This is a genomic window from Stenotrophomonas sp. YJH_SMC_131 (assembly GCF_059367975.1).
Window position 1 is genome coordinate 185,484 of record NZ_JCAFRJ010000004.1, and the last position, 25,806, is coordinate 211,289.

The 25,806-nt window shown below is 67.3% G+C and carries 17 protein-coding genes; 2 read left to right on the forward strand and 15 right to left on the reverse strand.

Annotated elements, in window-relative coordinates:
* Window positions 1-9: 9 nt before the first annotated feature.
* Together AC5P56_RS10475 and AC5P56_RS10480 are read right to left on the reverse strand one after the other, a co-directional pair.
* Window positions 10-1,998 carry a sialate O-acetylesterase gene (locus tag AC5P56_RS10475; RefSeq protein WP_495231620.1) on the reverse strand — a complete coding sequence of 663 codons (1,989 nt, stop codon included), beginning with the start codon at window positions 1,996-1,998 and terminating at the stop codon, window positions 10-12.
* A complete protein-coding gene (locus AC5P56_RS10480; protein ID WP_495228358.1) occupies window positions 1,995-4,169 on the reverse strand; it encodes an alpha-glucuronidase family glycosyl hydrolase in 2,175 nt (724 codons plus the stop codon). The genes AC5P56_RS10475 and AC5P56_RS10480 overlap by 4 nt, the downstream gene beginning before the upstream one ends.
* Window positions 4,170-4,261: 92 nt before the next feature.
* Here AC5P56_RS10480 and AC5P56_RS10485 point away from each other — a divergent pair, with 92 nt between their 5' ends.
* Window positions 4,262-5,320 carry a LacI family DNA-binding transcriptional regulator gene (locus AC5P56_RS10485; protein ID WP_014647205.1) on the forward strand — a complete coding sequence of 353 codons (1,059 nt, stop codon included), beginning with the start codon at window positions 4,262-4,264 and terminating at the stop codon, window positions 5,318-5,320.
* A gap of 67 nt (window positions 5,321-5,387) precedes the next feature.
* On the opposite strand, the gene AC5P56_RS10490 is transcribed toward AC5P56_RS10485, so the two are convergent.
* The 10 genes from AC5P56_RS10490 to AC5P56_RS10535 form a co-directional block, all read right to left on the reverse strand.
* Window positions 5,388-7,946, reverse strand: a complete 2,559-nt coding sequence (locus AC5P56_RS10490) for a glycoside hydrolase family 3 protein (RefSeq protein WP_495231621.1) — start codon at window positions 7,944-7,946, stop codon at window positions 5,388-5,390.
* Window positions 7,943-9,352, reverse strand: a complete 1,410-nt coding sequence (locus tag AC5P56_RS10495) for a sugar porter family MFS transporter (protein ID WP_495231622.1) — start codon at window positions 9,350-9,352, stop codon at window positions 7,943-7,945. Before AC5P56_RS10495 ends, AC5P56_RS10490 begins: the two co-directional genes overlap by 4 nt.
* A gap of 31 nt (window positions 9,353-9,383) precedes the next feature.
* Window positions 9,384-10,718, reverse strand: coding sequence for a xylose isomerase (gene xylA, locus AC5P56_RS10500; protein ID WP_495231623.1), 1,335 nt, complete (start codon window positions 10,716-10,718; stop codon window positions 9,384-9,386).
* A 43-nt stretch (window positions 10,719-10,761) separates the two neighbouring features.
* A complete protein-coding gene (xylB, locus tag AC5P56_RS10505) occupies window positions 10,762-12,255 on the reverse strand; it encodes a xylulokinase (protein ID WP_197574213.1) in 1,494 nt (497 codons plus the stop codon).
* Window positions 12,256-12,417: 162 nt separating this feature from the next.
* On the reverse strand, window positions 12,418-13,950 hold the full coding sequence (locus tag AC5P56_RS10510; protein ID WP_495231624.1) for a tryptophan halogenase family protein: 1,533 nt from the start codon (window positions 13,948-13,950) through the stop codon (window positions 12,418-12,420).
* Window positions 13,951-13,961: 11 nt separating this feature from the next.
* Entirely contained in the window at window positions 13,962-14,984 is a 1,023-nt protein-coding gene (locus AC5P56_RS10515; protein ID WP_495231625.1) for a cupin-like domain-containing protein, read from the reverse strand.
* Between the two features lie 3 nt (window positions 14,985-14,987).
* A complete protein-coding gene (locus tag AC5P56_RS10520) occupies window positions 14,988-15,746 on the reverse strand; it encodes a SapC family protein (protein ID WP_049439668.1) in 759 nt (252 codons plus the stop codon).
* A gap of 130 nt (window positions 15,747-15,876) precedes the next feature.
* Window positions 15,877-19,005, reverse strand: a complete 3,129-nt coding sequence (locus tag AC5P56_RS10525; protein ID WP_495231626.1) for a TonB-dependent receptor — start codon at window positions 19,003-19,005, stop codon at window positions 15,877-15,879.
* 574 nt (window positions 19,006-19,579) lie between these two features.
* On the reverse strand, window positions 19,580-19,792 hold the full coding sequence (locus AC5P56_RS10530; RefSeq protein ID WP_046430752.1) for a hypothetical protein: 213 nt from the start codon (window positions 19,790-19,792) through the stop codon (window positions 19,580-19,582).
* A gap of 106 nt (window positions 19,793-19,898) precedes the next feature.
* Window positions 19,899-21,080, reverse strand: coding sequence for a serine hydrolase domain-containing protein (locus AC5P56_RS10535; protein WP_111205713.1), 1,182 nt, complete (start codon window positions 21,078-21,080; stop codon window positions 19,899-19,901).
* Window positions 21,081-21,373: 293 nt separating this feature from the next.
* Here AC5P56_RS10535 and AC5P56_RS10540 point away from each other — a divergent pair, with 293 nt between their 5' ends.
* The gene (locus AC5P56_RS10540; RefSeq protein ID WP_041863460.1) at window positions 21,374-22,621 is read left to right on the forward strand and encodes an arsenic transporter; all 1,248 of its coding nucleotides are present in this window, start codon (window positions 21,374-21,376) and stop codon (window positions 22,619-22,621) included.
* 25 nt (window positions 22,622-22,646) lie between these two features.
* Here AC5P56_RS10540 and AC5P56_RS10545 read toward each other — a convergent pair whose 3' ends face one another.
* From AC5P56_RS10545 to AC5P56_RS10555, 3 genes are all read right to left on the reverse strand, one after another.
* Complete coding sequence (locus AC5P56_RS10545; protein ID WP_495231627.1) at window positions 22,647-24,080, reverse strand: OprO/OprP family phosphate-selective porin; 1,434 nt, start codon at window positions 24,078-24,080, stop codon at window positions 22,647-22,649.
* 132 nt (window positions 24,081-24,212) lie between these two features.
* The gene (locus tag AC5P56_RS10550; protein ID WP_005409726.1) at window positions 24,213-24,989 is read right to left on the reverse strand and encodes an ABC transporter permease; all 777 of its coding nucleotides are present in this window, start codon (window positions 24,987-24,989) and stop codon (window positions 24,213-24,215) included.
* The gene (locus AC5P56_RS10555) at window positions 24,973-25,806 is read right to left on the reverse strand and encodes an ABC transporter ATP-binding protein (RefSeq protein WP_014647218.1); all 834 of its coding nucleotides are present in this window, start codon (window positions 25,804-25,806) and stop codon (window positions 24,973-24,975) included. Before AC5P56_RS10555 ends, AC5P56_RS10550 begins: the two co-directional genes overlap by 17 nt.

A 25,806-nucleotide genomic window follows, 5' to 3' on the forward strand; every position in this document is an offset into this window, starting at 1 on the left:
ACAACGTCATCATCGTCGCGTCTCGGCTTCGGCAATGGGAAGTTCGAACGGGCCTGCCGGTGCCCCGCTGCGGTCGCGTAGCGTGCACACCGGGCCATCGGCCCAGCAATAGCGGACATGCGTTGCGTGCGTCGACAGCGGGCCGCGCAGCAGGATCCGGCGCCCATCCAGTTCGGCGTCGCCGTAGTCGCAGTGGCGGGTATCACCCCTGGTCCCGCACAGTTCAAAACCAATCGGACGCAGCGCGCCGGTCGCGGTGAGCACGCCTTCGACATCCTCGAACGCAATGGCCACGCCAGCGGGCGTCCGCACGGCCGTTACCGCTCGCGGACCCGACGGCGCCACGTCCTGCTTGCCGTACACCACGTGGCGCGCCACGCGCGCCAGGCGGCGCCCGAGCTCCTGCTTGTTCGGCGGATGGATGTCGTAGGCGTCGCCGATGTCGATGGCAATGGCGAGCCCGCTCCGCGCATCCTCGGCGGCGACGCGCCGCTGCGCCTCACGCACCTGCGCCCAACCGCTGGCGGCGGGCACCACCGGCGGCTGGCCGTAGCCGGCCAGCTGCACCAGCAGCAGTTGCGTGCGCGCACCGAACTGCCGCCGCCAGTCCTCGCGCAGCGCACGCAACCGCATCGCATACGCCGCACCATCGCTGGTGTTCGATTCACCTTGATACCAGAGCATGCCGCGCAGCCCGAAGCCCCCGAGCGGTGCGATCATCCCGTTGTACAGCGTCGACAGCCCGGTGGCGGCCTGCCATGGCGCGAAAGGCGGCGCCTGCTGGCCCGCCGCCACCCGGTATTTCCAGAGGCCCTGCAGTGCCACGCGCTCGCCGTTGTCGAACTGCAGGCCGTATGCCGTTGAGGGGCCGGCCAGGCCGCCTTCGCCGTAGGTGTCCAGCACGTTGACCGCAATGCTGTTGGATCCCGCCTTCAACAGGCCACTCGGCAACGGATAGCGCCTCTGGCCGGCGCCGTACTGGCTGCCGACGGCGACCCCGTTCACCCAGGTCACGTCCACCTCGTCGGCCGATGCCAGCTCCAGGGTCGCGCCGCGTGCAGCCTGTTCAGCGCTCAGCACCACCTGCGTGCGATACCAGACCATGCCGTTGTAATCGGCAAGCGCGGGCTCGTTCCACCGCTCCCATGCGCCCAGTGTGGCCGGTGCGTGCGACCATGCGCGGTCATCGGTATCCGCGCGCCAAGGTGCGTCGCCCGGCAGCGCCCCTTCGCGCGTCTCCCACCAGTGCTGCCAGTGGCGGCCCCAGGCTGCGCGTGCCTCCAGCGGATCACGGGCAGAGCGCGCGAGAATATCGAGGGCCTCGTCCATGCCACCTTGCCCGCGCAGGGCATCGGTACTGGTCCAGGCCTCGATCCGCGAGCCGCCCCACGCTGCCTGGATCAGCCCCATCGGTACGGCAACCGTGCGCTGCAGTTCGCGGGCGAAATAGAAGCAGGCTGCAGAGAAACCGCGCACCGAATCGGGCGTTGCCCGCGTCCATCCAGGGTCACCCTTGAAGCTCTCCTGCGCCTGCACGGCCGCGTCCTTCGGCACGCTGAACAGCCGGATCCGTGGCAGCGTGGCCGAGGCGATCTCGCTGGCTGCGTTGAGCGAGCGCCAGACCGGCAGCTCCATGTTCGACTGCCCCGCGCACAACCAGACGTCGCCGACCAGAAGATCCCGCGCCGTCTCACGCCGGGTCCCGGCGGTTGCCTCGAGGGTGTACGGGCCGCCTGCGGCGATGGCGGGGAACATGGCCTGCCAGCGGCCTGCCCTATCGGCCTGTGTGGCCACCGCCTGGCCCGCGAAGATGGCCGATACCGCCTGCCCAGGGCTTGCCTGGCCCCAGACGGTGATCGGCCGGTCGCGCTGCAGGACCGCATGGTCCTGGAACAGCGGGTGCAGCAAACCCGTCGTTTCGCCGGCCGCCACCGGTGCGGCAAGCCACGCCAGCACCATCAACGCCGCCGCGCGCGCGGACCATCCGAACCGGTTCATCGCCCATCTCCGGGTGCGAAAGGAAACTGCAACGCCTGGTAGTACGACAACGGCTGTGGCGGTGGCCGTTCTCCCGCCGGCAGCGGTCGGCCGCTGACTGACTGGAAGTACGCCACACTGGCATCGCGCCACCACTGCGCTTCCTCGCGCTGGATCTGCAGGAACGCCGCCACCTGCTGGTGCCGCTGCGGATCGATCCGATCGCGCAGGCCCGCCCAGGTCGCCTGCATCGACTGCACCTGGCGCACACCCCGCGAATAGCGCCCGACCAGTTCGTCCCACAGCGTCCTGCCCGAGCGCATGCGGCGGTCCCACGGCACGTGATGGAACCACAGCAGCAGCGACTCGGGCACCCGCGCCGGATCGCCATAAACCCCGGCAACCGGCGGGAAGTACTGCCCCACGGCGTTGCTTCCGCTTGCGCTGCGGTCAAAACCGATGCCGTTGCGGTCTGCACGGTGGTAGTAGACCGACGTCCAGTCCGCACGCGGGCCGCCGTCCACCCAGGGGCCGGGACCGTAGTGATGGCCGCGTGCCATGAGGTGATGCAACCCAAGCGGCGTCATGTAGTCCACTGCCGCCTCGCGCGAGTCCATCATCATCCGCACGATCGGGCCGGTCACCTGCGGGTCGGGCGAGAAGGTCAGCGCGGCCCAGTCCTCGGCAATGCCGCGCGCGGACTGCTGCGGATTCCATGCCAGTCGCCCGAACGCGTACCAGTTGGCCTGGTCGAAATGCGAGCCGCTCCAGGTGCGGTCTACGCCAATGTTCGCAACGCCGGCGATGCCGGTCAGTGCATGACCTTCCAACGAGCCGTCGATCACGCGGGCGACCGTGGAGCCCTCGCCACGTGCATGGGTGTCGGCCTGCAGCACTTCTTCGTAAAGCGTTCCCAGGTACACCAGGTGCGTCGCAAAACCCAGGTACTCCTTGGTGATCTGCAGTTCCATCATCAGCGGCGTGCGTGGCATGGCGCCGAACAGCGGATGGAACGGCTCGCGCGGCTGGAAGTCGATGGGACCGTTCTTCACCTGCACGATCACGTTGGGGCGGAAGGCACCGTCCAGCCCGACAAACTCGCTGTACGCCTGCTTGGCGCGATCTTCGGGAACCTGGTGCGAGTACACGAAGGCGCGCCACATCACTACGCCGTTGTAGGGCGCCAGTGCCTCGGCCAGCAGGTTGGCGCCGTCGGCATGGGAACGACCGTAATCCTGCGGGCCGGGTTGCCCCTCCGAGTTCGCCTTGACCAGGAAACCGCCGAAATCCGGAATGCGCGCATGGATCTCATCGACCTTGTCGCGCCACCAGCGCCGCACAGCCGGATCCAGCGGATCAGCCGTTGCCAGGCCGCCAAGCTCGATGGGCGCACTGAAGCGCGCGCTCAGGTAGACCCGGATGCCATAGGGCCGGAACAGGTCGGCCAGCGCGGCGGCCTTGGCCAGATAGGCCGGCGACAGGCTCAGCGCACTGGCATTGACGTTGTTGAGGACGGTGCCGTTGATGCCGAGCGAGGCGTTGGCACGGGCGTAGTCGGTGTAGCGCGGGTCACGCCACTGCGGCAACGTCTGCCAGTCCCACAGCGAGCTGCCTGCATAGCCACGCTCGACGTAACGATCCAGGTCGTCCCAATGGTTGAGCACACGCAGTGCGACCTGCGGCGACTCATGCACATCCAGCGCCTGCAGTGGGGTGCCACGCTGCATCAGCCGCAGCAGATGGAACATGCCATACAGCACGCCGACATCCTGGCGTGCCGCCACAAGCAGCACATCGCGCGCCTCGATCCGGACCCGGCGGATCAGGAAGCCCTCGTCGCCCAACGTGGCGATCTCGTTGCCGTACGCGGCGACGAGTGTCGAAGATTGCGGCGTGCCCAGCACCAGGGCACGCTCGGTACTGATTGCCGTTCGCATTGGCGGCGACGCTCCCAGCAATCCAGGGAGGCTGCGCGCAAGCTCGTCGCGGGTGGCGCGCTGCATTGGCGTGCGATCCGGGGCCACCACTTCGGCCAGTTGCCGCCGGTAATCGGCAGCGACCGTTGCGGCAACCGGCTGGTAGCGCATCCACAGCGCATAGCCATCCTCCGCCCGTGCCCCGCCAACACAGGCCAGCAGCACGAGCAGGGCCCACAGGTGCGTGCCGACAGCGCGCAACAACGGCGTTAACATGCGCCTTTGTAGACTACGTCCGGGCCCGGGGCAGCGCATCATCGTCCTTCGCACCCGCGCGGCAGCGCCACCAAGAACAAAGGGATCGTGCATTGGACAAGCCGAAGAAATCGGTTCGCCGCAGAACCGCAGGCGTGACGATCGACGAGGTTGCGGCCCTTGCCGGCGTTTCGCCGATGACCGTGTCGCGGGTAATCAACCAGGGCAAGGTGCGCGACGTCACCCGCGAGCGCGTGCTGCGCGCCGTGCGTGAGCTGGGCTATACGCCCAATCTTGCCGCCAGTTCGCTGGCCGCTGCACAGCACACGCGCATTGCGCTGATCTACACCAACCCCAGCGGCGCCTACCTGCGCGAACTGCTGGTGGGCCTGCTGCGCGTTGCCTCCAGTTCCGCCATCCAGCTGGTCATCGACTACTGGGACAACCTGGATGCCGAATCCGAACGCAGGGCGGCGCGTGCGCTCGCCGGACGCGTCGACGGGGTGATCCTGCCGCCGCCGCTGTGCGAATCGCAGGCCGCCGTAAGCGAACTGGTCAAGGCTGGCATTCCGGTGGTGGCCATCGCATCGGGTCGCCTGAGCGAGGCCCTGTCCTGCGTCCGCATCGACGATTTCAGTGCGGGCAGGGAAATGACCGATCACCTGCTCCGGCAGGGACACACCCGCATCGGTTTCATCCGTGGGCGCGATGACCTGAGCGCAAGTGCACTCCGCTACGACGGCTTCGTCACCGCCCTGCGCGAGGCCGGGCTGGCGGTGGAGCCCGGCCTGGTCCAGCACGGTGACTACACCTACCGGTCCGGCCTGGCCGCGGCCGAGAAGCTGCTGTCCCAGCGCCGGCCACCGACCGCGATTTTCGCCAGCAACGACGACATGGGCGCCGCCGCCATCTCCGTGGCGCATCGGCGCGGGCTGGAAGTGCCACGCGACCTGTCGGTGGTGGGTTTCGATGACACCTCGGCCGCCACCACCGTGTGGCCGGAACTGACCACGATCCACCAGCCCATCGCCTCGATGGCCAACGCGGCCATCGACATCCTGCTGCGCACCATCCGCCGGCCTGCGGGGGACGCAACGGTGCTGCGCGAACATGTGATGCCGCATCGGCTGATCGCACGCGGTTCGGTAGCCGCACCGCCCACGCGCCGGTAGCGAAGGCCCCGCCCTCATGCCTGCGCCTGCGCAGTAGGCGGCAGGGTGCCGGTCAGGCCGGCAGCAATCATGCGCCGCATCCAAGGGCGACCTCGGCTTCGTTCAGTGCGCCCAGCGCGACGCGTGACACGGAGATCGTCATCGCATCAGCCGTCACCACCGACCACGGTCGGTCGATCGCGTCCAGCTTTGCACCCGCCTTGGCCAGGCACTTCAGCGGCACGCCAACGCGCTTCCACTGGCCTTGTGGAAGGGCCGCCAGCGACGGCCCGATGGCGATGCGTGCCGAGCAGCCCACGCCGCAACCGACCGACAGCCACGCCTCACCCTCCGGCGCAGCGTCCACGCGCAGCGTGGTCAGCAGCATCAGGTCACCGTTGGATTCGCGCTGCAGGTCCAGCGCCGTGTGCGACTGCAGTGCAGCAACGGCCTCGCCCTTGCCCGACCAGGCCAGGCGTCGCCCATCCTCCTGCGCCAGATGATCCACGCCGGTGATCTTCAGCCGATCATCGGGCAACGCGTCCGGCACGCGGGTCACGGTCAGGCCCTGGCCTGCGGCCTGCTCAAGGCGCAGCGCCATGCCGGGGCCTGCATCACCGCGCGCGAAGAACACGCCGGTCGCGCCCTCGTTGCCGGTCACGCCCGATGCCTCCGGCAGCGCGGCCAGGTCGCCGTTGTCGGCGTAGGTCAGGCCGAAGCCGAACGCAAACAACGGATCGTAGTCCTTCTGGCCGACGTTGTTGGCGTACTGGGTGGCGGTGCGCGGCCAGCTGAAACTGAGCTTGCCCTTGAAATCGTGCTGCACCCCGCCATCGCTTCCGCGCAGCAGTACATCGGCAATGCCGGCGCCTTCCGAGCCCGGCAGCCACGCGGCCACGAAGGCATCGGCGGCATTGATTTCCCGGTTCACCCAGAGCGGCCGCCCGCTCAGGAAGACCGCGACGACCGGTATGCCATCGGCCTTGAGTCGCTTGAGCAGCGCCAGATCCGTTTCGTTGCCCGGCTTGTAGGCCAAGGTGGGCCGGTCCCCCTGGAACTCGGCATAGGGGTCTTCGCCAAACACCACCACCGCCACGTCGGGTTTCACTGCATAGCGACCGTCAACGGCAAGCACGGCTTCACCACCGGCCGCCCTGGCCTGGCGCGCGATGCCCTCGTAGATGGAGTCCGCATTGGGGAAGTCCTTGCGCGTGGTGCCGGTGCCCTGCCAGTTGAGCGTCCAGCCACCGGCCTGCTTGCCGACATCGTTGGCGCCGTCGCCGGCCACGAGGATCCGCTGCTTCGGCGACAGCGGCAGGACGCCGTTCTGGTTCTTCAGCAGGACCAGCGATTCGCGCACGGCCTGCCGGGCCACCGCGCGATGTGCCGGCGCGCCGATCAGTGCGAACTGCCCGCCAACGGCCCGCGTGGACGGCCTGCCGGCCTCGAACAACCCCAGGCGGAACTTGACCCGCAGGATCCGGTGCACCGCATCGTCCAGGCGCTGCGGCGTTATCCGGCCGTCCTTCACCGCAGCCAGCGTCGTCTCGTAGAAGCCTTTCCAGCTGTCCGAGGCCATCGCCATGTCCAGGCCCGCGTTGATCGTGGCCGGGCAGTCCGTGGTGGTGCAGCCCTTGACCTGGCCATGACCATTCCAGTCGCCCACCACGAAGCCACCGAAGTTCATGCGTCCCTTGAGCACATCGGTGAGGTAGTGCCGGTGCCCGTGCATCTTTTCACCGTTGACGCTGTTGAACGATGCCATCGCGGTCTGCGCGCCGGCGGCGATGGCCGGCGGGTATCCGGCGGCGTGGATGCGCACCAGGTCCGGCTCACTGATGCGGGTGTCGCCCTGGTCCTTGCCGTCGGTGGTGCCGCCATCACCGAGAAAGTGCTTCACCGAGGCGATCACATGGCGGCCATCGAGGAACTCCGGTGTTCCCACCCTGCCCTGCAATCCCTCCACCATGGCGCCGGCATAGCTGGTCACCACCTCGGGCGATTCCGAGTAGCCCTCGTAGCTGCGGCCCCAGCGATCATCCTGGGGTACCGCAACGGTCGGCGCGAACGTCCACTCCATGCCGGTGACGCGGGTTTCCAGCGCGGTGATGCCACCGATCTGCCGCAGCAGCTCCGGATTGCGTGTGGCGCCCAGCCCGATGTTGTGCGGGAACAACGTGGCGCCAATGATGTTGCTCTGCCCATGCACGGCATCGATGCCGAACAGCAGCGGGATGGCCTTGCCGCCATTCGACGTGTCCATGGACGCGTCGTAGAAGGCGTCTGCCAGCGCCAGCCACTCGGCTGGCGACGCATCGTAGCGGCCACCGGGGTCGGAATTGCCACCGGCCAGGATCGAACCAAGGCGGTAGCGCCGCACGTCATCGGGGGTGAGGCTGGCAATGTCGCCCTGCACGAGCTGGCCGACCTTTTCCTCCACCGTCATGCCGGCCATCAGGTCGGTGATCCGCTTCTCCAGAGCAGGATCCGCGGCCAGTGGCCAGGTGACCTGCGGCCACGGGTCGCTGGCGGCTCCCGCAGTGGCGGCGGGCCGGTCCTGGCCGTGGCAGCCCAGCAACGCCAGCGTCAGCACGGCGACCAGCACGCCGCTGCGGGATACGGAGGTCTGCGATGTCATGGCGCTCATCCTTCCATCTGCTCCAGTTCCTTGCCCTTGGTCTCGTGCACATGCCGGACCACGAAAATCACCGAGATGATCGCCGCCACCAGGTAGATGCCGTAGGTGGCCGCCAGCCCGGCCGCGGCCAGCAGCATCGGGAACGTCACCGTGACCACGAAGTTGGAGGTCCATTGCGCTGCGCCGGCGACCGCCAGTGCCGAACCGCGGATCTGGTTCGGAAACATCTCGCCCAGCATCACCCACATCACCGGCCCCCACGACAGGTTGAAGAACACGACATAGGCATTGGCCGCCACCAGCGCCAGCGTGCCCATGCGCCCGGGTAGCTGCAGATGCCCGTCGGCCAGTGAACCACTTGCAAACGCGACCACCACCAGTGCAAGCGACAGCGACATCCCGGCCGAGCCGAACCACAGCAGGGGCTTGCGGCCGATCCGGTCGATCAGCAGCACCGTGACCACGCAGGCGCCGATGCTCAGCGCGCCGGACAGCACGTTGATCAGCAGCGCGTCGTTTTCGGAAAAGCCGACCGCCTGCCACAGCACGGCGCCGTAGTAGAACACCACGTTGATGCCGACCAGCTGCTGGAAGCAGGCCAGTCCGACGCCGACCCACACAATCGGGCGGATCCGCCCGGTCGCCCGGCTCTTCAGATCGGACAGGCGCGGGCGATGGTGGTCGTTGGACAGCGAGGCATCGATCTCTTCGAGCGTGGCGCGGGCCTTGTCGTTGCCGAGCAGCCGGGTCAGCACGCGCAGCGCGTCGTCCTTGCGCCGCTTCACCACCAGGTAGCGCGGGCTCTCAGGAATGGTCAGCAACAGCAGCAGGAACACCAGCGATGGCGCGGCCTGCATCCAGAACATCCAGCGCCAGGCAGCCTGCCCGGCCCACAGCGGCTCGGTCGACGCGCCCGCTGCGGCCGCCAGCAGGTAGTTGGACAGGAAGGCAGCGGTGAGCCCGGTGATGATCGCGATCTGCTGCACCGTGGCCAGGCGGCCGCGATAGCGGGCCGGAGCGACCTCAGCAATGTAGGCCGGCGAGATTACGCTCGCCGCGCCTACCGCGAACCCACCCATCACCCGCGCCGCAATGAACCAGCCCGACGAGGCCGCCGCCCCGGCACCGAGTGCCGACAGCAGGAACATCACCGCCGACAGGATCAGCACGTTGCGACGGCCGAGGCGGTCGGCCAGGCGGCCGGCACTGAACGCGCCCACCGCACAGCCCAGCAGCATCGACGCGATCTCGAACCCCTGCATCCATTCACCGGACCGGAACGCCTGGTGCAGGCCGTCCTGGGTGCCGTTGATCACGCCGCTGTCGAAGCCGAACAGAAAACCGCCAATCGTCGCTACCACGCTGATCAGTACGATCAGCCGGGTGTTCTCACCGCTGCCTGCTGCCTGGTTCATTCCCGTCCCCTCGAGTGCACCGTTGCCGCGCTCAGCGCAGCAGGTACTGGTTGAGCAGGTTTTCGTAACGCTCCTGCTTGCCGCTGGCCTGGTGCGGTTCGCCGAGGCGGGCGGCCAGGCCCGCCAGGTCCGGCAGGCTGAGCGCGCCACGCTCGAACTCCTGGCCGGCGCCGCTGTCGAAACTCGCGTAGCGCTCCTTGCGCCATTGCTCCCAGGGCGACTCGGTCAGCAGTGCATGGGCAACCTCCAGCCCGCGTGCGAACGCATCCATGCCGCCGATATGGGCAATGAACAGATCCTCAAGGTCGGTCGACTCACGGCGCACTTTGGCATCGAAGTTCAACCCGCCCTCCAGCCCGCTCTGGCGCAGCACGACCAGCATCGCACCCACCGTGTCGTACAGATCGCTGGGGAACTGATCGGTGTCCCAGCCGTTCTGCGCGTTGCCGCGGTTGGCATCGATGCTGCCGAGCAGGCCATGGTCGGACGCAACCTGCAGGTCGTGCTCGAAGGTGTGCCCGGACAACGTGGCGTGGTTGGCTTCGATGTTGAGCTTGAAGTCCTTGTCCAGCCCATGCTCCTTCAGGAAGCCCACCACCGTGGCACTGTCGAAGTCGTACTGGTGTTTCATCGGCTCCATCGGCTTGGGCTCGATCAGGAAGTTGCCCTTCAGGCCGATGCTGCGGCCGTAGTCGCGGGCCATGGTGAGGAAGCGCGCGAAATGTTCGATCTCGCGCTTCATCTGGGTATTGGCCAGCGACGCATAACCTTCGCGTCCGCCCCAGAACACGTAGTGCTCGCCGCCGAGTTCGACCGTGGCCTCCAGCGCGGCCTTGACCTGCACCGCTGCGCGCGCGACCACCGCGAAGTCGGGGTTGGTCGATGCGCCGTTCATGTAGCGCGGGTGCGAGAACAGGTTGGCCGTGCCCCACAGCAGCTTGACGCCGGTGGCCTCCTGGCGCGCCTTGGCCAGGGCCACCATATGCGAGAGGTTCTTCTGGTACTGGCCGATGTCGTCGGCATCCGGCGCCAGGTCGATATCATGGAAGCACCAGTACGGCACGCCCAGCTTGGTGAAGAACTCGAACGCCGCGTCCACCTTCGCTTCGGCCGTGGCCAGTGGCGAGGCTGCCTCCCACGGGAACTGCCGGGTACCCGGGCCGAACGGATCGTGCCCGGCATTGCAGAAGGTGTGCCAGTAGCACACGGCGAAGCGCAGATGCTCCTGCATGGTCTTGCCACCGATGACCCGGTTTGCATCGTAGACCTTGAAGGCAAGCGGATTGTCCGAGCCCTTGCCCTCGAACGGAATGCGGCCGACGCCGGGGAAGTACTCCTTGGCGCCGATGAAGGGCTGCGTGCTCATGGTGCGTGCTCCTGTCGTTGTACGGGGTGTCGTGGAGGAGCCATCAGCCGCGCTGCAGCGGCGTGATGGCATCAAGATGGCTGAGGAAGCGTGCGTAGGCCCGTGCATAGGCATCGCTGCGGGCCGGATCCGGCCGTGCGGACAGCGCGGGATCGACGGTGACGTGGCGCGCGGTGATGTCGCTGATCGAGGTGGCGTCTCCCTGCGCCCGGGCGAGCGCCCACAGCGCCTGCAGTGCCGCACCAAACGCCGCGCCTTCGGCCTGCACCGGGACGTCCACCGGCAGGCCGAACACATCAGCCACCAGCTGACGCCAGGCCGCGCTGTTGCTGCCGCCGCCGGTGAGCACGATGCGATCGAACTGCATGCCCGCGCGGACGAAGGCGTCGTAGCCGTACTTCAGGCTGTAGGTCGCGCCCTCCATGGCGGCGCGGTAGAGGTGCGCCGGGGTGAAATTGGCGATGTCCAGGCCTGCCAGCACGCCCTTGCCCAGCGGCAGGTCGGGGGTACGTTCGCCATTGAGGAACGGCAGCATCACCAGCCCCCCTGCGCCCGGCGGCGTCGCGTGGAGGTGCGCATCGCCGTCGCGGGTGCTGAAACCGAAGGCGCTGGCCACGCGTTCGGTGGCCACGGTGCAGTTCATGGTGCAGATCAGCGGCAGCCAGCCCCCCGTGGACGAGCAGAACGCCGCCCACGCGCCGTCCGGATCGATCACCGGCGAGCCGGAATAGGCGAACAGCGTTCCGGAGGTTCCCAGGCTCATCGCCAGCCGCCCTTCCGTGACGCAGCCGGTGCCGATTGCCGCCATCATGTTGTCGCCGCCACCTACGGCAATCTTCACGGCCGCCGGCAGCCCCAACTCGGCCGCTGCCTTCGGCGCGATATCGAACAGGGCATCGGGTGCTGCGATCGGCGGCAGGCAGGCGGCAAGATCACGATCAGGATCGGTGGCGCGCAGCAGTTCCTGCGACCAGGTGCGTGTGCGCACGTCCAGCCAGCCGGTTCCGGACGCATCGCCAAGCTCGCAGAACCGCTGCCCGGTCAACACGAAATTCAGGTAGTCGTGTGGCAGCAGGATGGTCGCCAGCCGCGCATAGGCGTCGGCACGGTGGATCCGGGTCCAGGGCAGCTTGGACGCTGTGTAGCCGGCCAGGATCGGGTTGCCCGCCAGCGCGATGGTCCGTTGGAACCCGCCCACGGCGTCCATGATCTGGATGCATTCGGCCGAGGTGCTGGTGTCGCACCACAGCTTGGCCGGCGCCAGTACCTCGCCAGCATCATCAACCGGCACGAACCCATGCTGCTGCCCCGATACCGCCAGTGCGACGATGCGAGCGCGCAGCGAGGGGCCGATCCTGGCAAAGCAGTCGCGCAGGGCCGACACCCAGTCGGCAGGCGCCTGTTCACGGCTGCCGTCGGCACCGCTGTCCAGCGCGAGCGGCACGCTGGCCGAGGCCACCACCGCCTGCGTCCGCGGGTCATAGACCAGCACCTTCAGGCTCTGCGTCCCTGCATCGATCCCTGCAACCAGACCCATCGAAACCGCCTCCGATCAAAAAGGTAGCGCTAACATTCCGTGGACTCAAAAAGGGGGCGTGGTGTCCGGCCCCCTCGTTGCCACCGCGCGCGTCATCGCCAGCGGTGTTGCCGCACTGTAACCAGCTGCAGCGGAAAAAGCGTGCTGCAACGCAAAACCCTGCTACGCGCTTGCTGCCGTCGAACGCCACACGTCCACGCCGGACCTGCAGTACTGCGCGATGAACTCCGCCTGCGCCGGCATCTGCGCGGCAGCCTGCTGCACGGGCTGTTGGATGCCCTTCAACAGGGTGCGCAGATCGGCGTCGCTCACGGCCCGCGCCAGCGGGTGGGCGGGACCGGGCGCGATGCCCTGCCCGAGCAGCACGCTGGTCCAGGATTCCACGCGGAAAACCTCGCCGGGGTCCTGCCACGCATGTGCACGCTCGCGCCACGCGCTCAGCCGCTGCTGCAGCGATTCGGGCACGCGCATTTCGCGACACGCCTTCCACATCGGTTCGGTGCGCTGCGTTGCGTGGTAGTGCAGGATGATGAAGTCGCGCACGTGCTCCATTTCCTGGCGGCTGACATCGTTGTACAGCTTCACCAGCGACGCACTGATGCCGTCGAACGGGAACAGCTGGATCAGGCGCACTACCGCGCTGATCGTCAGATGGATGCTGGTCGACTCCAGCGGTTCGATGAAGCCGCTGGCCAGCCCGAGCGACACCACGTTCCTGTTCCAGGCCTTCAGCCGACGCCCGCTGCGGAACGGCACCTTCCATGGATCGCGCAAGGGTGGAGCCCCGGCATCGCGCAGCAGCTTCGCTGCGGCCTCGTCATCGGACAGGTGGCGGCTGTCATACACCAGCCCGCAGCCAACGCGGTGCTGCAGCGCGATGTGCCAGCGCCACCCCGCTTCGTGGGCGATCGCCCGGGTATAGGGCACCGGCGGCGCCACCGCTTCGGTCTGCACCGCCACGGCACGGTCGCACGGCAGCCATTCGTGCCAGTCCTCGTAGCCGGTGCCCAGCGTCTGCTCGATCAGCAGGCCACGGAAGCCGGTGCAGTCGATGAACAGATCGCCCTCGATCACCTGGCCGTCGTCCAGTACCAGCGCCTGCACCGAACCGTCGTGCGCGTGCTGCCTGACCTGGGCGATCCTGCCTTCGATCCGGCGCAGGCCGTGGGCCTCGGCCCTGCGGCGCAGGAACCGCGCATACAGGCTGGCATCGAAATGATACGCATAGCTGGCCTGCGGCTGGGTGTGCAGCGAGAAGCGGTCGCCATGCGATGCGATGCTCTCCAGGCTGAAGTCGCCCAGCTCCGAGGGCATGCCGCGGCGCAGGCTGTCCAGCCAGAAGTGATGGAAGGGTGCCGCCCAGGTGCCGTGGCCGATGGTGCCGAACGGATGGAAGAAGCGATCCCCCGGCAGGCGCCAGTTCTCGAACGAGATCGACAGCTTGAAGGTGCCGGCCACCGCGCGCAGGAACTCCTGCTCGTCAATCTGCAGGAAGCGATGGAAGGTGCGGATCGGCGGCACGGTGGACTCACCGACGCCGACCGTGCCGATCTGCTCGGACTCGACCAGCGTGATCTGCAGCTGGTCACGGAACTGATGCGCCAGCGCGCAGCCGGCCAGCCATCCCGCCGTACCGCCACCGGCAATGACCACCTTGCGGATGCGCTCTGCAGGCGTGCTCTGGGTATCCAACACGGTGCCCTCTCTCAACGGTTGAGCCTGCCCAGCAGCATCGCGCGCATGCGGCGGGCGCGCTGCTCGTCGAACGGTGCCAGATCCCCGCGCGCCGTCTCAGGCAGGTGCTGACCGGCGCGCTCGCCGGGGCCGAATACGTAGTAACGGAAGAGCCCTTCCCAGGCCTGCTTCTCACGCGCTGGCAGGTCGCGCACGGACCACATCGCGTGCTGCAGCGCCGCCAGCGGCGACCCCAGCCAGGCCGGTGAGCTTCGCCACCAGTAGTTCACCAGCACGTTGAACGGTTCCAGGCTGCGTACATGGTGCCACCACATGCTGGGAATGAAGATCGCATCGCCGGGCCCAAGTACCGCGCTGCGTGCATGCGCCAGCGCCTCGCGGAAACGTGGATGCCGATCGAAGTCGGGGCGCTCGAAGTCCACCACGCTGACCACCTGTCCGCCCGGCGTGGGATCGAGCGGGCCCGGATACAGGTTGTCGACCTGGGCGGGCGGGAACAGCGTGAACTCGCGCTGCCCCACCGCACAGCAGGCGAGGTTGTCGGGTGTGTCGAAATGGCACGAGGCCGTCACCCGGTTGCCGATCCAGATGCTGGCGGTGGCGTCGATGCCCTGCTTCGCCAGCCCGGCATCGTTGGCCTGCGCGAATGCCGGCAGCAGTGCCCGCGTGATCGGCAGCGAGGCCACGTAATAGGTTGGCGGCCGCGGCGCATGCAGCGTCGCGGCGATCTCTTCCAGCACCTGGGCGAGCACGCCACGCCGCACTTCGAAATTCAGCCGGGTGAAGTCCGCGCTGTAGAACGGGCGGCCCGCGATCTCGGCGCCGCCGAACGAGTACTGGATGGGCGCACCCGCATCGACGCTGCACAGGTACGCCATCGCGTCACGCACGCCGCCCAGTCCGGCCTGGACCAGTGGCCAACCGCTGGCGATGCCGCGCAGTACGACCGGCTCACCGGCCTCCACCAGGGCGGCCAATTGCAAGGCAGCAGGATCGATGCCTTCCAGGATCCGTATCGGCAGGCGGGCTTGCACCGGTCAGTTCCTGACCGCCTGCGCGGTGCCGTCCTGGACGCGGAGACGGCGCTGCTTCTCGGCGATCAGGCGGCGCATGTTATGCAGCGACGCAAGCATCAGGTACGCACCTTCCAGGTAACCGGCGCGGTTCAACGCCGCCAGGCGTGAACTGTCCAGCGCCGCCAGTCGCTCGCGGTCGATGCCGTGCAATCCGCTCACGCCCACGCGGTGATGCGGCGCGAGCTGCACATCAAGCGTGACCGGCTGGATGAGGCCACAGTCGTCGAGCATCGTGAACATGCCGGCCGCGAAGGCACTGCCCTCGTGGATGCCGCGCAGCACGCCAGCGATGTGGTCCAGGTAAGGCGTGTTTCCACCCTGCGGCAGGAACACCGGCTCACCGGCGCCGGAGGTGACACGCGGATGGTCCAGGTCGACGTGCATCACCGCGTCCTGGGTGAGCAGGCCGTCCACGTAGTGCTCCTGGAAGCCGATCAGGAACGGCCCTTTTGCGGCCGCGCCGGGCAGGTAGGAGGCATTCCAGCGTCCGTCCTGCAGGTACAGGTTCTCGTGCTGCTCGAAACCCAGCAGGGCCACGGACTGCCACGCCCCGGTCCCGGCCTCCCGGCGCAGGAAGATCGGATACTCGCGCTGCAGTTCGGCGAACTCGCTGGGATAGGCCGGCACCATGCCCACCGCATCGCCGAACTGCGGCCCGAATCCGATGGCGACCTTCAGGTCCCGATGCGCGATGTTGTTGAGCATTTCATAGCGGGCCATCGAGGTATCCAGTCCAGTGCGGGGTGGCTGGCCAGCAGGGTAGCGCAGGCGCGGCAGGTGCGGCGACACCGTCCCGGCACGGCACCGCTGGCGGGCAGCGGTACCGTGCCGGACGCATCGGCAACCAGGCTCAGAACTTGTAGCGGACGCCCAGCATGTAGCGCGGGCTCTGGTCGGCCAGCTTGACGATCATCTGCGAGGTGCGCGAGCGCCACCGCACATCCTCGCCGGTCAGGTTGATCGCCTCCAGGCTGAAGGACCAGTGGTCATCCAGCGCGTAGTTGACGCTGAGATCCCACTGCTCGTACGGCTCCACGTAGTACGGATTGCGGCTGGAGCCCTGGTTGGCCAGGATCAGGTACTGGTCGCGCCAGTTCCATGCCAGGCGCACCGACCACCCGTACTTCTCGTACATCAGCATGGCGTTGGCAGTGTCGCTCAGGCCGGTGAGCGAGAACTGGTCGATACCCGGATCGCCGCCATTGTTGTAGCCGACATCACCTTTGACCACGGTGTAGTTGGCCAGCACGCCGAAGCCGGTGTCACCGAAGAAGTACTGGCCGCCCAGTTCCCAGCCATGCAGCTTGGACTTGTTCTGGTTGATCGGGCGATTGACGTTGAACTGGTACAGCGGGTCGTTGGCCTGCCCATACAGATCGTAGGCCGCTTCGGTGGCCAGTACCTGCGCATCGGTGCCGTTGTAGGCGCCCAGGCCAGCTGGATTGTTGCGCAGCAGCGCCAGTGCGGTGAACAGCGAGGTGTCGTTGGCTGAGCAGGCGGCCGCATTGGCCGGCCCGACCTGGGCCACGCAGGCGCCGCTGGTCAGGAAGTCCAACGCCGCCCGCGCATCCGGCCCGGAGGTCGGGTCGGTGAGGCTGTACAGGCTTTCCTGGACGACCGTGTTGCCGATGAAGTTGCTGACCGACTTGTTCCAGTAGGTCAATGACACATAGCTGGCGTCGGCGAAGTACCACTCCAGCCCCAGGTCGAGGTTGTCCGATTCCAGCGGCTTCAAGCTCGGGTTCTGCGAATTGCCGCTGGCGCGCGACGAGGGATCGATCAGCACCGAGCCGAACGGCTGCTGGGCACCGGGCCCTGCATACAGGTTGCCGTACGGCGCTCGGGCAATGCTCTTGCCGAACGAAACGCGACCCTTCAGTTCCTCGGTGAGGTCGATGCTGAAATCAAGGTTGGGCAGGATGTAGCTGTACCTGGCCTTCTCGGTGAAGGGCTGCTGCTCATCGGACAGCACGATGCGGAAATCGTTGTTGGCCTGCCACTCGATGGACTCGGGAACGGCAATGACCGAGGTCGACACCACGTCGGTGGTTTCATAGCGCACGCCCAGGCGGGTATTGGTGCGCATGCCGCCCAGCTCCCCGTCCAGCTCCACCTGGAAGTACGCCGCCTTGGTCTTCTCTTCCACGAAGTTGTCGGCCGCGCGTTGCGGATCCACGCCCAGGCCGACGCCGTACTCGCGCGACGCCCATTGCGCGAGCTGCCCGGCATTGCCGCGCCAGGCCGGCCAGCTGTTGGCACTGTAGTCATCGAACAGGCCGACGATGCTGACCGGCTGCAGCAGGTCCATCAGGCCGGCGGCAGTATCCCGGTCCACGTTGGCCACGCCCCAGTCGCCCAGTGTCGAATAGGCCTCGGCGGCCTGGATGCGGTGGGTGGTGGACTTGTTCGTATCCACGCCGAACTGGAAGCGGCCGTGGTCGAAGTTCCATTCGCCGTCGACACGCGCCTGCTTGATCTTGCTGATCTGGGTCTGCGCGTTGACGCGCAGCACCTGGGTGCCGATCTCGCCTTCCTGGAAGCCCGGATTGACCACGCCATTGGTCCCGGCGATCGCATCGGCAGTACTGGGATACCAGACCTGGGTGCCGACCGGCAGGCCATTGTTGAAGTTCAACTCCTGTACCCAGGAGCCACCGCAATGCGGGCCACGGGTGCAGTTGTTGGTGCCGGCAATGCTCATGAAGATGGAGCCGCCGCCGGTCAGTGGGTCATTGGGGCGGCTTTCATTCTTCGAATTGTGCGCATCGAAGCTGAGCTTGAAACGGTCGCTGACATTCCAGACCGCGTTGAAGCCCAGCGAGCCCAGCTTGTACTCCTGCATGCTGCGCTGCTGTTCCAGCCCGAAGTCCTTGGTGCCGGCGATCTCGCGGATGTAGACCGGGGTGGCGACCGCACCGGAGGTGTCGAACTGGACATTGGTGTAGTTGCTGTTCTGCAGCCACATGCCCTGCTCGCCACGATTCTCGGTGATCTCGTTGGTCGAGTAGGTGTAATCCATGGTCAGGGTCAGGCTGTCCGTCGGTGCGAACTGCAGCACGGCCTGCCCATTGACTCGCTCGCGCTCGAATTCGGAGAACGCGTAGCGCAGGTCGTTGGGCCGCGCATAGAGCTGGCCGACGGCCGGGGCGTTCACCACGGTCGGGTTGCCCGGCATCGACCCCGTCCAGGGCTGCACGTTCCAGTAGTTCTCCGTGGCCTGCACCGAGCCGCCCTTGCGCTTCTGCTGGCTCGCGCTGAGGCTGACGCCAAAGGTCTTTTCCGGATTGCTGTAACTGAAGATGCCCGACAGCTCCGGCGTCAGGTCGTTGTCGAACGGCTGGCTCTGGTCGGAGACCAGCTTTGCCCCGGCATTGGCCACGATGCCGGCGTGGTCGAGCGGGCGCGAGGTCAGGATGTTGATCGTCGCGCCGATGCCACCGCTGGGCACCTGTGCCTGGCTGGTCTTGTAGACCTCGATGCCATTGATGGCCTCGGCGGCCAGCTGCGCGAAATTGAAGGCGCGAGTGCCGCCGTCGACACCGCCGATGGCCACCTGCCCGGAGGCACCGAATGCATCGGCGCCGGGCATCTGGCGACCATTGAGCGTGACCATGTTGAACTGCGGACCAAAGCCACGCGCGGTCACCTGCGCGCCCTCGCCGTCACGGCGCTCGATGGAGATGCCGGTGATGCGCTGCAACGACTCGGCAAGATTGGTATCGGGGAACTTGCCGATGTCCTCGGCGCTGATCGCGTCGACCACGCCCGCCGAGTCGCGCTTGATGTCCATGGCCTGGCTCAGGCTGTTGCGTATGCCCGTGACCTGCACTGCATCGAGCTGGGTGGGCTGCGACTGGCTCTGCGGCTGCTGCCCGGTTGCCGTTGCTGCGTCCTGCGCAAACGCAGGATTGATGACCAGGGCGCCACCCACGAAGGTGAACATGGCCCGGGACCGGAACTTCGCCAACGCGCGGCTCATGAACCGGACCTCGGGCCCGGGGTGCCTCGGAAACTGCAAGTGCTCATGAAAGTCCCCTCTGACATACGATCGAATGGATGTACCGCCCCCTCCCAGGGGCACGCACGGGCGTGGCCCGCATTCCAAACCGAACAGCACGGCTGCTGGAGCACGCCGCGACTTACACTTGCTTTTCAAGCCTGCCAGGACAAACACGCGGCAAAGAAGGCAGCCCCTGGACCCTGGATCCCCGTCCGACTGGTAGCGCTACCATCGCGTTGCAGCGGAGAGTAATCACCCGGGTTCGCGCTTGTCACCATGCAGCGCAGCAAATCGGCAGCGCGCGTAGCGGCGCTGGAATCACCCCGCTACTGATGACCGGGCTGCTGCTGCATCCGGTCACCGCTCACCCGCCGCAGGAAAGATGCCCGCGCCTGCGGGTCATCCAGAAAGGAACGCACCGTGAACGCTCTCCAGCGCATCGCCGCCGCAGTCGGCTCGCCGTACTCGTTCCGTCCGGCTCCGCCGTTTCCGCGGCCAACGCCGTGATCGTGGACGGAGCAGATGAGCCGCTCACCGTGGTGCTACGCAGGGGCTACCACTCCGGTCCCAGCAGCTTCATCACTTCGGCCTCCAGTTTCTGCGCGGCCTCGTCCTGGGAGGCGACCTTGATGCACAGCCCCGACTGCGCCGGCCCGGGCATCAGCTGGTATCGGTTGATGGTGCCGCCCCCGTCGCCGTCCAGCGCCACGCGCGCCACCACCGTGCGCCCATTGGCGTGGAAGGTCCAGTCCTGGTAATCAAACATGCTTCAGTATCCCGGCGGCCAAGGGGTCATCCCACCTTAGGCGGCACGACAGTGAAGAAGGCTCCAGGAAGTTGTTCAGAGCGCGTGGACATGATGATGGCAGCACCTACTGCAGTGCCCGCGCCAATTGCAGGACATCGGCGAAGAAGGACGCGTAGTCGTCCTGTGGGGCGTGGTGGCTCTCGCGCCGATGGATCAGGCGCACTGCGACGACGCGTTGTTCCGGAACGATCATCAGGTATTGGCCCAGGTAGCCGTTGGCGGCAAAGCCGACGACCGGTCCCCGTGTGATGTCGTAGAGATCGGCGAGCTTCAGGCCGCGCGCGGCGATCTGGCTGGCGTAACGCTGCGGCCCGTCCGCACCCAACCGTTCGGTGAGGAATGCGATCAACTGCCCCCGGCTGTCGAACGTGCGCCCCGCGCTGGCCTGCACGGCGCGGCGCACGTCATCGTCAACGCCGTGCCCGGCCAGCAGGTCATCCAGCCGGGGTTTGAGCTGATAGCGTTCCCACGCTGGTATCCGCCACCACAACAGGCCCACGTCAGGCGAACGGGCACTTTCAGCAGTGATCAATGCCACTGACCGTTCACTCAACAGTCGTTTGCCATCCGGCGCCACGCCTCCATCCAGCAACAGTTGCCCGATGGCGGCAAGATCGGCGGCACGAAGGGACAGGCCCGCCATTCCCAGCGGAGTGCCTGCCTCATCCTTCATCCAGGTGTGGTGGGCAATGCCCAGCGGCTTGAACAGGCGCGCATCCAGGTAGGCATCCAGCGGCTCGCCCGCCAGGCGCTCGACAATGCCGGGCAGCAGGTTGGTGGCCTTGTTGTTGTAGGAAAACACGGCGCCCGGGTCGTCACTCAGCTCGGCTGCCAGTGCCAGTTTGACCAGGTCCGGGGCCCCTTCCAGTTCGGCGCCCGCGTTGGCCACGTTCTGCAGGCCGGAGGTGTGGTCCAGCAGCATGCGCACGGTGATGCGGCTCTTCCTGCCCTGTTTCCATTCCGGATAGATCTGGCTGACCGGTACGTCGATCGAAGCCAGCTTCCCTTCGTCCAGCAGCAACGCAATGCCCAGCGCGACGACGGACTTGGTTGCCGACATCAGGTGCACGGATTCCTGCGCTGGGGCGGGCTTCAGCTCAAGCAGCGTGTCCCGGTCGTGCATCACGAGCACCGCATCGGTATGCGAAGCACGCGCGTTGCGCTCGATCGTGGCGAGGGCGTCGGCACGCGGCGTCGCATGGGTGGGCCCCGCGATGCCGATCACGAGGGCCAGGGCGCAGGACAACCAGCAGGACGTTGGCATTGCGTTCTCTTCCAGTGAGTGTGCCCGCAGTTTGACTACACATGTAGTCAAACTGCAGTGCCTGAAGTCATACCGCGCTTGATTGCCCATCCGCACTGGACGCCGGGTTCGTCACTAACCCGCCCGGCCCCCCAGCAGTCGCCATGCCAGTGCGCACGGTATGATGCGGCGATCCCGGAACCTGCGATGATTGCAGCGGCCGCCCATCCGCTGATCGCGTGCGCCAGGAGCACCTGCGCCGGGGTCGCTGCCGGTGCCGCTGAAGCCCCCACTCCATGCTCGCCCCCCATTCCCCCCTCGTGATCTGGGCAGCGGTCGCCGTTGCCACCATCGGCCTGCTGTTCCGTCCCTTCCGCATCCCCGAGTATGTGTGGGCGCTGGGTGCTGCCGCCCTGTTGCCGCTGCTGGGCGCGGTATCGCTGCAGACCGCATGGGGCGCGGTAGCCGAAGGCCGCGACGTCTACCTGTTCCTGGTCGGCATGATGGTGCTGGCCGAACTGGCGCGGCGCGAAGGCCTGTTCGATTGGCTGGCGTTGTACGCGGTGCGGCATGCGGGCGGATCGGGGCGACGCCTGTTCGACCTGGTGTTCCTGGTCGGCACGCTGGTGACGGTGTTCCTGTCCAACGATGCAACGGCCGTGGTGCTGACACCGGCGGTCTACGCGGCCTGCAAGGCGGCGCGCGCCAATCCCCTGCCCTACCTGTTCGTCTGCGCCTTCATTGCCAATGCTGCCAGCTTCGTGCTGCCCATCTCCAACCCGGCCAACCTGGTGGTGTACGGCCAGCACATGCCGCCACTGCTGCAGTGGCTGGCGCAGTTCGCGCTGCCGTCGGCGGCGGCGATTGGTGCCACCTACCTGGTGCTGCGCTGGGTACACCGGCGCGAAATCGCGCAGCCGCTGGTCGCCGCACCGGAACATCGCCCGCTGACCGAGGGTGGCCGACTGAGTGCATTGGGCGTGCTGTTCACCGGCAGCGTACTGCTGGTGACGTCCGCGCTGAACGGACCGCTGGGCCTGGCCACGTTCTGCGCCGGCGCGCTGAGCGTGGCGGTCGTGGTGATACGCCAGCGCCATAGCCCGCTGCCGCTGCTGCGGCATGTCGCCTGGGGCGTGCTGCCGCTGGTGGCCGGTCTGTTCGTGCTGGTGGAGGCGGTGGCGCAGACCGGCGTCATCCAGACTGCGGCAAGCGCGCTGCAGGCCATGGCGCAGGCTTCTCCCCACCAGGCCAGCTGGCTGGCCGGTGGCGCCGCTGCACTGCTGAGCAACGTAGCCAACAATCTGCCGGTCGGCCTGGCCGCCGGTTCGCTGGGCCAGATGGCTGAACTGCCCGCACAGACCCGTGCCGCACTGCTGATCGGCGTGGACCTGGGCCCGAACCTGTCGGTGACCGGCTCACTGGCCACGATGCTGTGGCTGGTGGCGCTGCGCCGCGAGGGCGAGCATGTCAGCGCGCTCGACTTCCTGCGCGTCGGCGCGCTGGTGATGCCGCCTGCACTCATCGCTGCGTTGTTGCTGCTGTGACCAGAATGCAGGCGGCGGCCCGGCCCTAGAAGGCCAGCTGCAGACGGGTATTGAAGGTGGTGCCTTCATCCCTGCCCGCAGCACTGCCGCTGCGGTGGCGGGTCTGCCAACGCACGGCTTCGAACATCACCCGGCTGAAATCGTTGAGGTACCAGTTCGCGCCCAGTGTCCACGCGTGACCGGTACCACCACTGGGCAGTTCGGCATAGTCCACGTCCTCATAGCGGCCCTTCAGCTCCCACGCACCGCTGCCGCCGCGCGTCACCGGATCGGCCACCTTCACCTTGCCCCACGTGCCGGCCTTGCCCGAGTAGGACGGCAGCGCGCCCGCCAGGAACCAGCCGGCCGAGATCGCCCACGCTTCGTGGTCGCGATCATAGCGCCCGCTGGCATCGGCCCCGCGCAGGCTTCGCGTACCCCACTCGCCGGTTGCCCACGCCGGGCCGAAGAAGCCGGCCAGTTCCGCGCCGTAGGCGGTGCTGCGCTCGGCGCCCACCAGCGTGCCCGGTGTGATCCTGACCAGATCGTTGAAATGCCCCGCGATGGCCGAACTGCGCACCACGCCGCTGGCCCCGGCGGGAATCTTCTCGTGGAAGGCCCATGCGCCCAGATGCACCGTGGCGTCGGCGGTGTCCAGCGGATTCCAGTGGACGCGGGTGGCCCAGGTCTGGCTGTCGTTGTCGGTGCCGGCGTTGTTGAGGTCGTTGCCGGCCACCGACAGGCTGGCATGCCAGCCCCTTCCATACACCCGCTCGGTGAGCCCGATACCAAACAGGCCGCGCTGCGGCAGCAGCAGCGTGCCGACCACGTTGCGTTCCTGGAACGGCGTGTTGGACGTGCTGCTTGAGCCATCGATACCGCGATCGTTCAAGCGGTTGCCGATCGTGAGATCGGCCGGCAGGCCGAACAGCGTGTGGTCCAGCGTGGCGTAGACCGACTTCCACGCCACCGCGTTGTCGGCGAAGTCGCCCTCCACGACCCAGCCCAGGGTGCCGTAGCGCCCCTCGGCCCCCAGGCGCACCGAACGGACCTCGGTACCCGAAACGTTGCGGCCGGCGACCGCCGAACCGTCGGTGCTGGAGGCATCGACGAACAGGCGGCCACGGGGGCGGAACACCGTCGTGCCGTCGGCACTGCTGAACTCCGGTGCACCCTTGGCCCAGGAGACCTTCGGCAGCCTGGACTGGCTGGTTTCCAGTGCGGCCACCCGCGTTTCCAGCGCAGGCGCGGGCGGCGTTGACGGTGCCCCCGCACTGCCCTGCCCGCCCTCGACGGCGCGGAGGCGTGCTTCCAGTTGCTGGATCTGCAGTGCCTGCTGCTGCACCAGGCGTGACAGCTCGGCCTGGCTCAGCGGCGCGGGCAGCGACGACGTGGACTGTGCGTCGGCATGGCCACTGGCCAACAGCAGGCCGAGCGCGACCGACAGCGCTGCCCGCGGCAGCACGTTGGAATGGTTCATGGGCTCTCTCCGGCCAGCCGGCCCCCTGGCCTGGCGCTGGCCCGTTGCGGTGGTGCGGGGGAAGATCGGGGAAGGAAGCGCGCGCCGCCGGATCGGCCCGGCGGCGCGGCAGGCGGGCTCAGCCCGTCCGGGTCAGCTGGTGGCCTGTGCCTGGGCGTTGGGACGCCAGGTGATCAGCTTGTTCTCGACCACGTCCAGCAGCGCGTCGATGACCAGCACGAAGGCGGCCAGGATGATGATGCCGGCGAACACGCCCACAGCGTTGAAGTTGCCTTCTGCCTGCGCGATCAGGTAGCCCAGGCCCGCCGAGGCGCCGAGGTATTCGCCGATGATCGCACCGACCACGGCAAAGCCGACCGAAGTACGCAGCGAAGACAGGATCCAGCTCGCCGCTGCGGGGAAGTAGACATGGCGCAGCAGGTCACTGCGGCTCGCCCCCAGGATGCGGGCATTGGCCAGCACCACCGGATTCACCTCGCGCACGCCCTGCATGGCATTGAAGAACGTGGTGAAGAACACCAGCGTGACCGCCAGCGCCACCTTCGACCACAGCCCCAGGCCCAGCCACAGCACGAAAATCGGCGCCAGCACCACGCGCGGAATCGCGTTGAAGCCCTTGATGAAGGGATCGAGGATGCGTGCCGAGCGGCGGCTCAGGCCGAGCCAGACGCCGCCGGCCACACCCAGGCCGGTGCCGATGATGTAGCCCAGCGCGGTTTCGGTCAGCGTGATGTAGACATGCTGATAGAACGACGTATCGGACAGCCAGGTCCAGGCCTGCTGCACGATGGCGGTTGGCGATGGGAAGAAGAACGGATCGATCACGCCCAGCGCGATGCCGCCTTCCCAGCCACCGAACACGGCGACCACCAGCGCGAGCTGGATGAACTTGTCAGTCTTGGCGTGCATAGCTCTTCTCCACTTCGCCGCGCAGGCATGCCCAGATGTCGCGGTACAGGTCGGTGAAACGGTCATCCAGCTTGATTTCGGCCACGTTCCTCGGCCGTTCCAGATCCACATCGAAACTGCGCACCACGCGGCTGGCCGGGCCGGAGGACAGCACCACCACGCGGTCGCCCAGGGCGATCGCTTCTTCCAGATCGTGGGTGATCAGGATCACCGAGCGCCGGTCTTCCTGCCACAACCTCAGCAGCTCGTTCTGCATGAGGTGGCGGGTATGGATGTCCAGCGCCGAGAACGGCTCATCCATCAGGATCACCTTCGGCTCGACGATCAACGCCTGGGCCATCTGCACGCGCTTGCGCTGGCCACCGGACAGCTGGTGCGGGTAGCGATGCTCGAAGCCGGCCAGGCCGACCTTGGCCAGCCACGCGTTGGCCTTGGCCTTGCGTTCGGCCTCGGGCACACCACGGAAGCGCAGGCCGAGTTCAACATTCTGGTACGCGGTCTTCCACGGCAGCAGCGCGTCCTGCTGGAACAGGTAGCCGACCGACTCCTGCACGCCGCTGACGGCACGGCCATCGATGCTGACCTGGCCCGACGACGGCTTCAGCAGGCCCGCCACGGAATTGAGGATGGTGCTCTTGCCGCAGCCGGTGGGTCCGACGATGGCAAGGAACTCGCCGTCACCCACCTGGATGTCGACATCGCGTACGGCGGTGAATTCGCCGAAGGACATGGTCACCTTGTTGATGGCGACCATGGTCTGTGCAGGCTCCAGCTGCGGCGCGCCATTGAACTGGCGCACGGTGGCATTGAGGGCCAT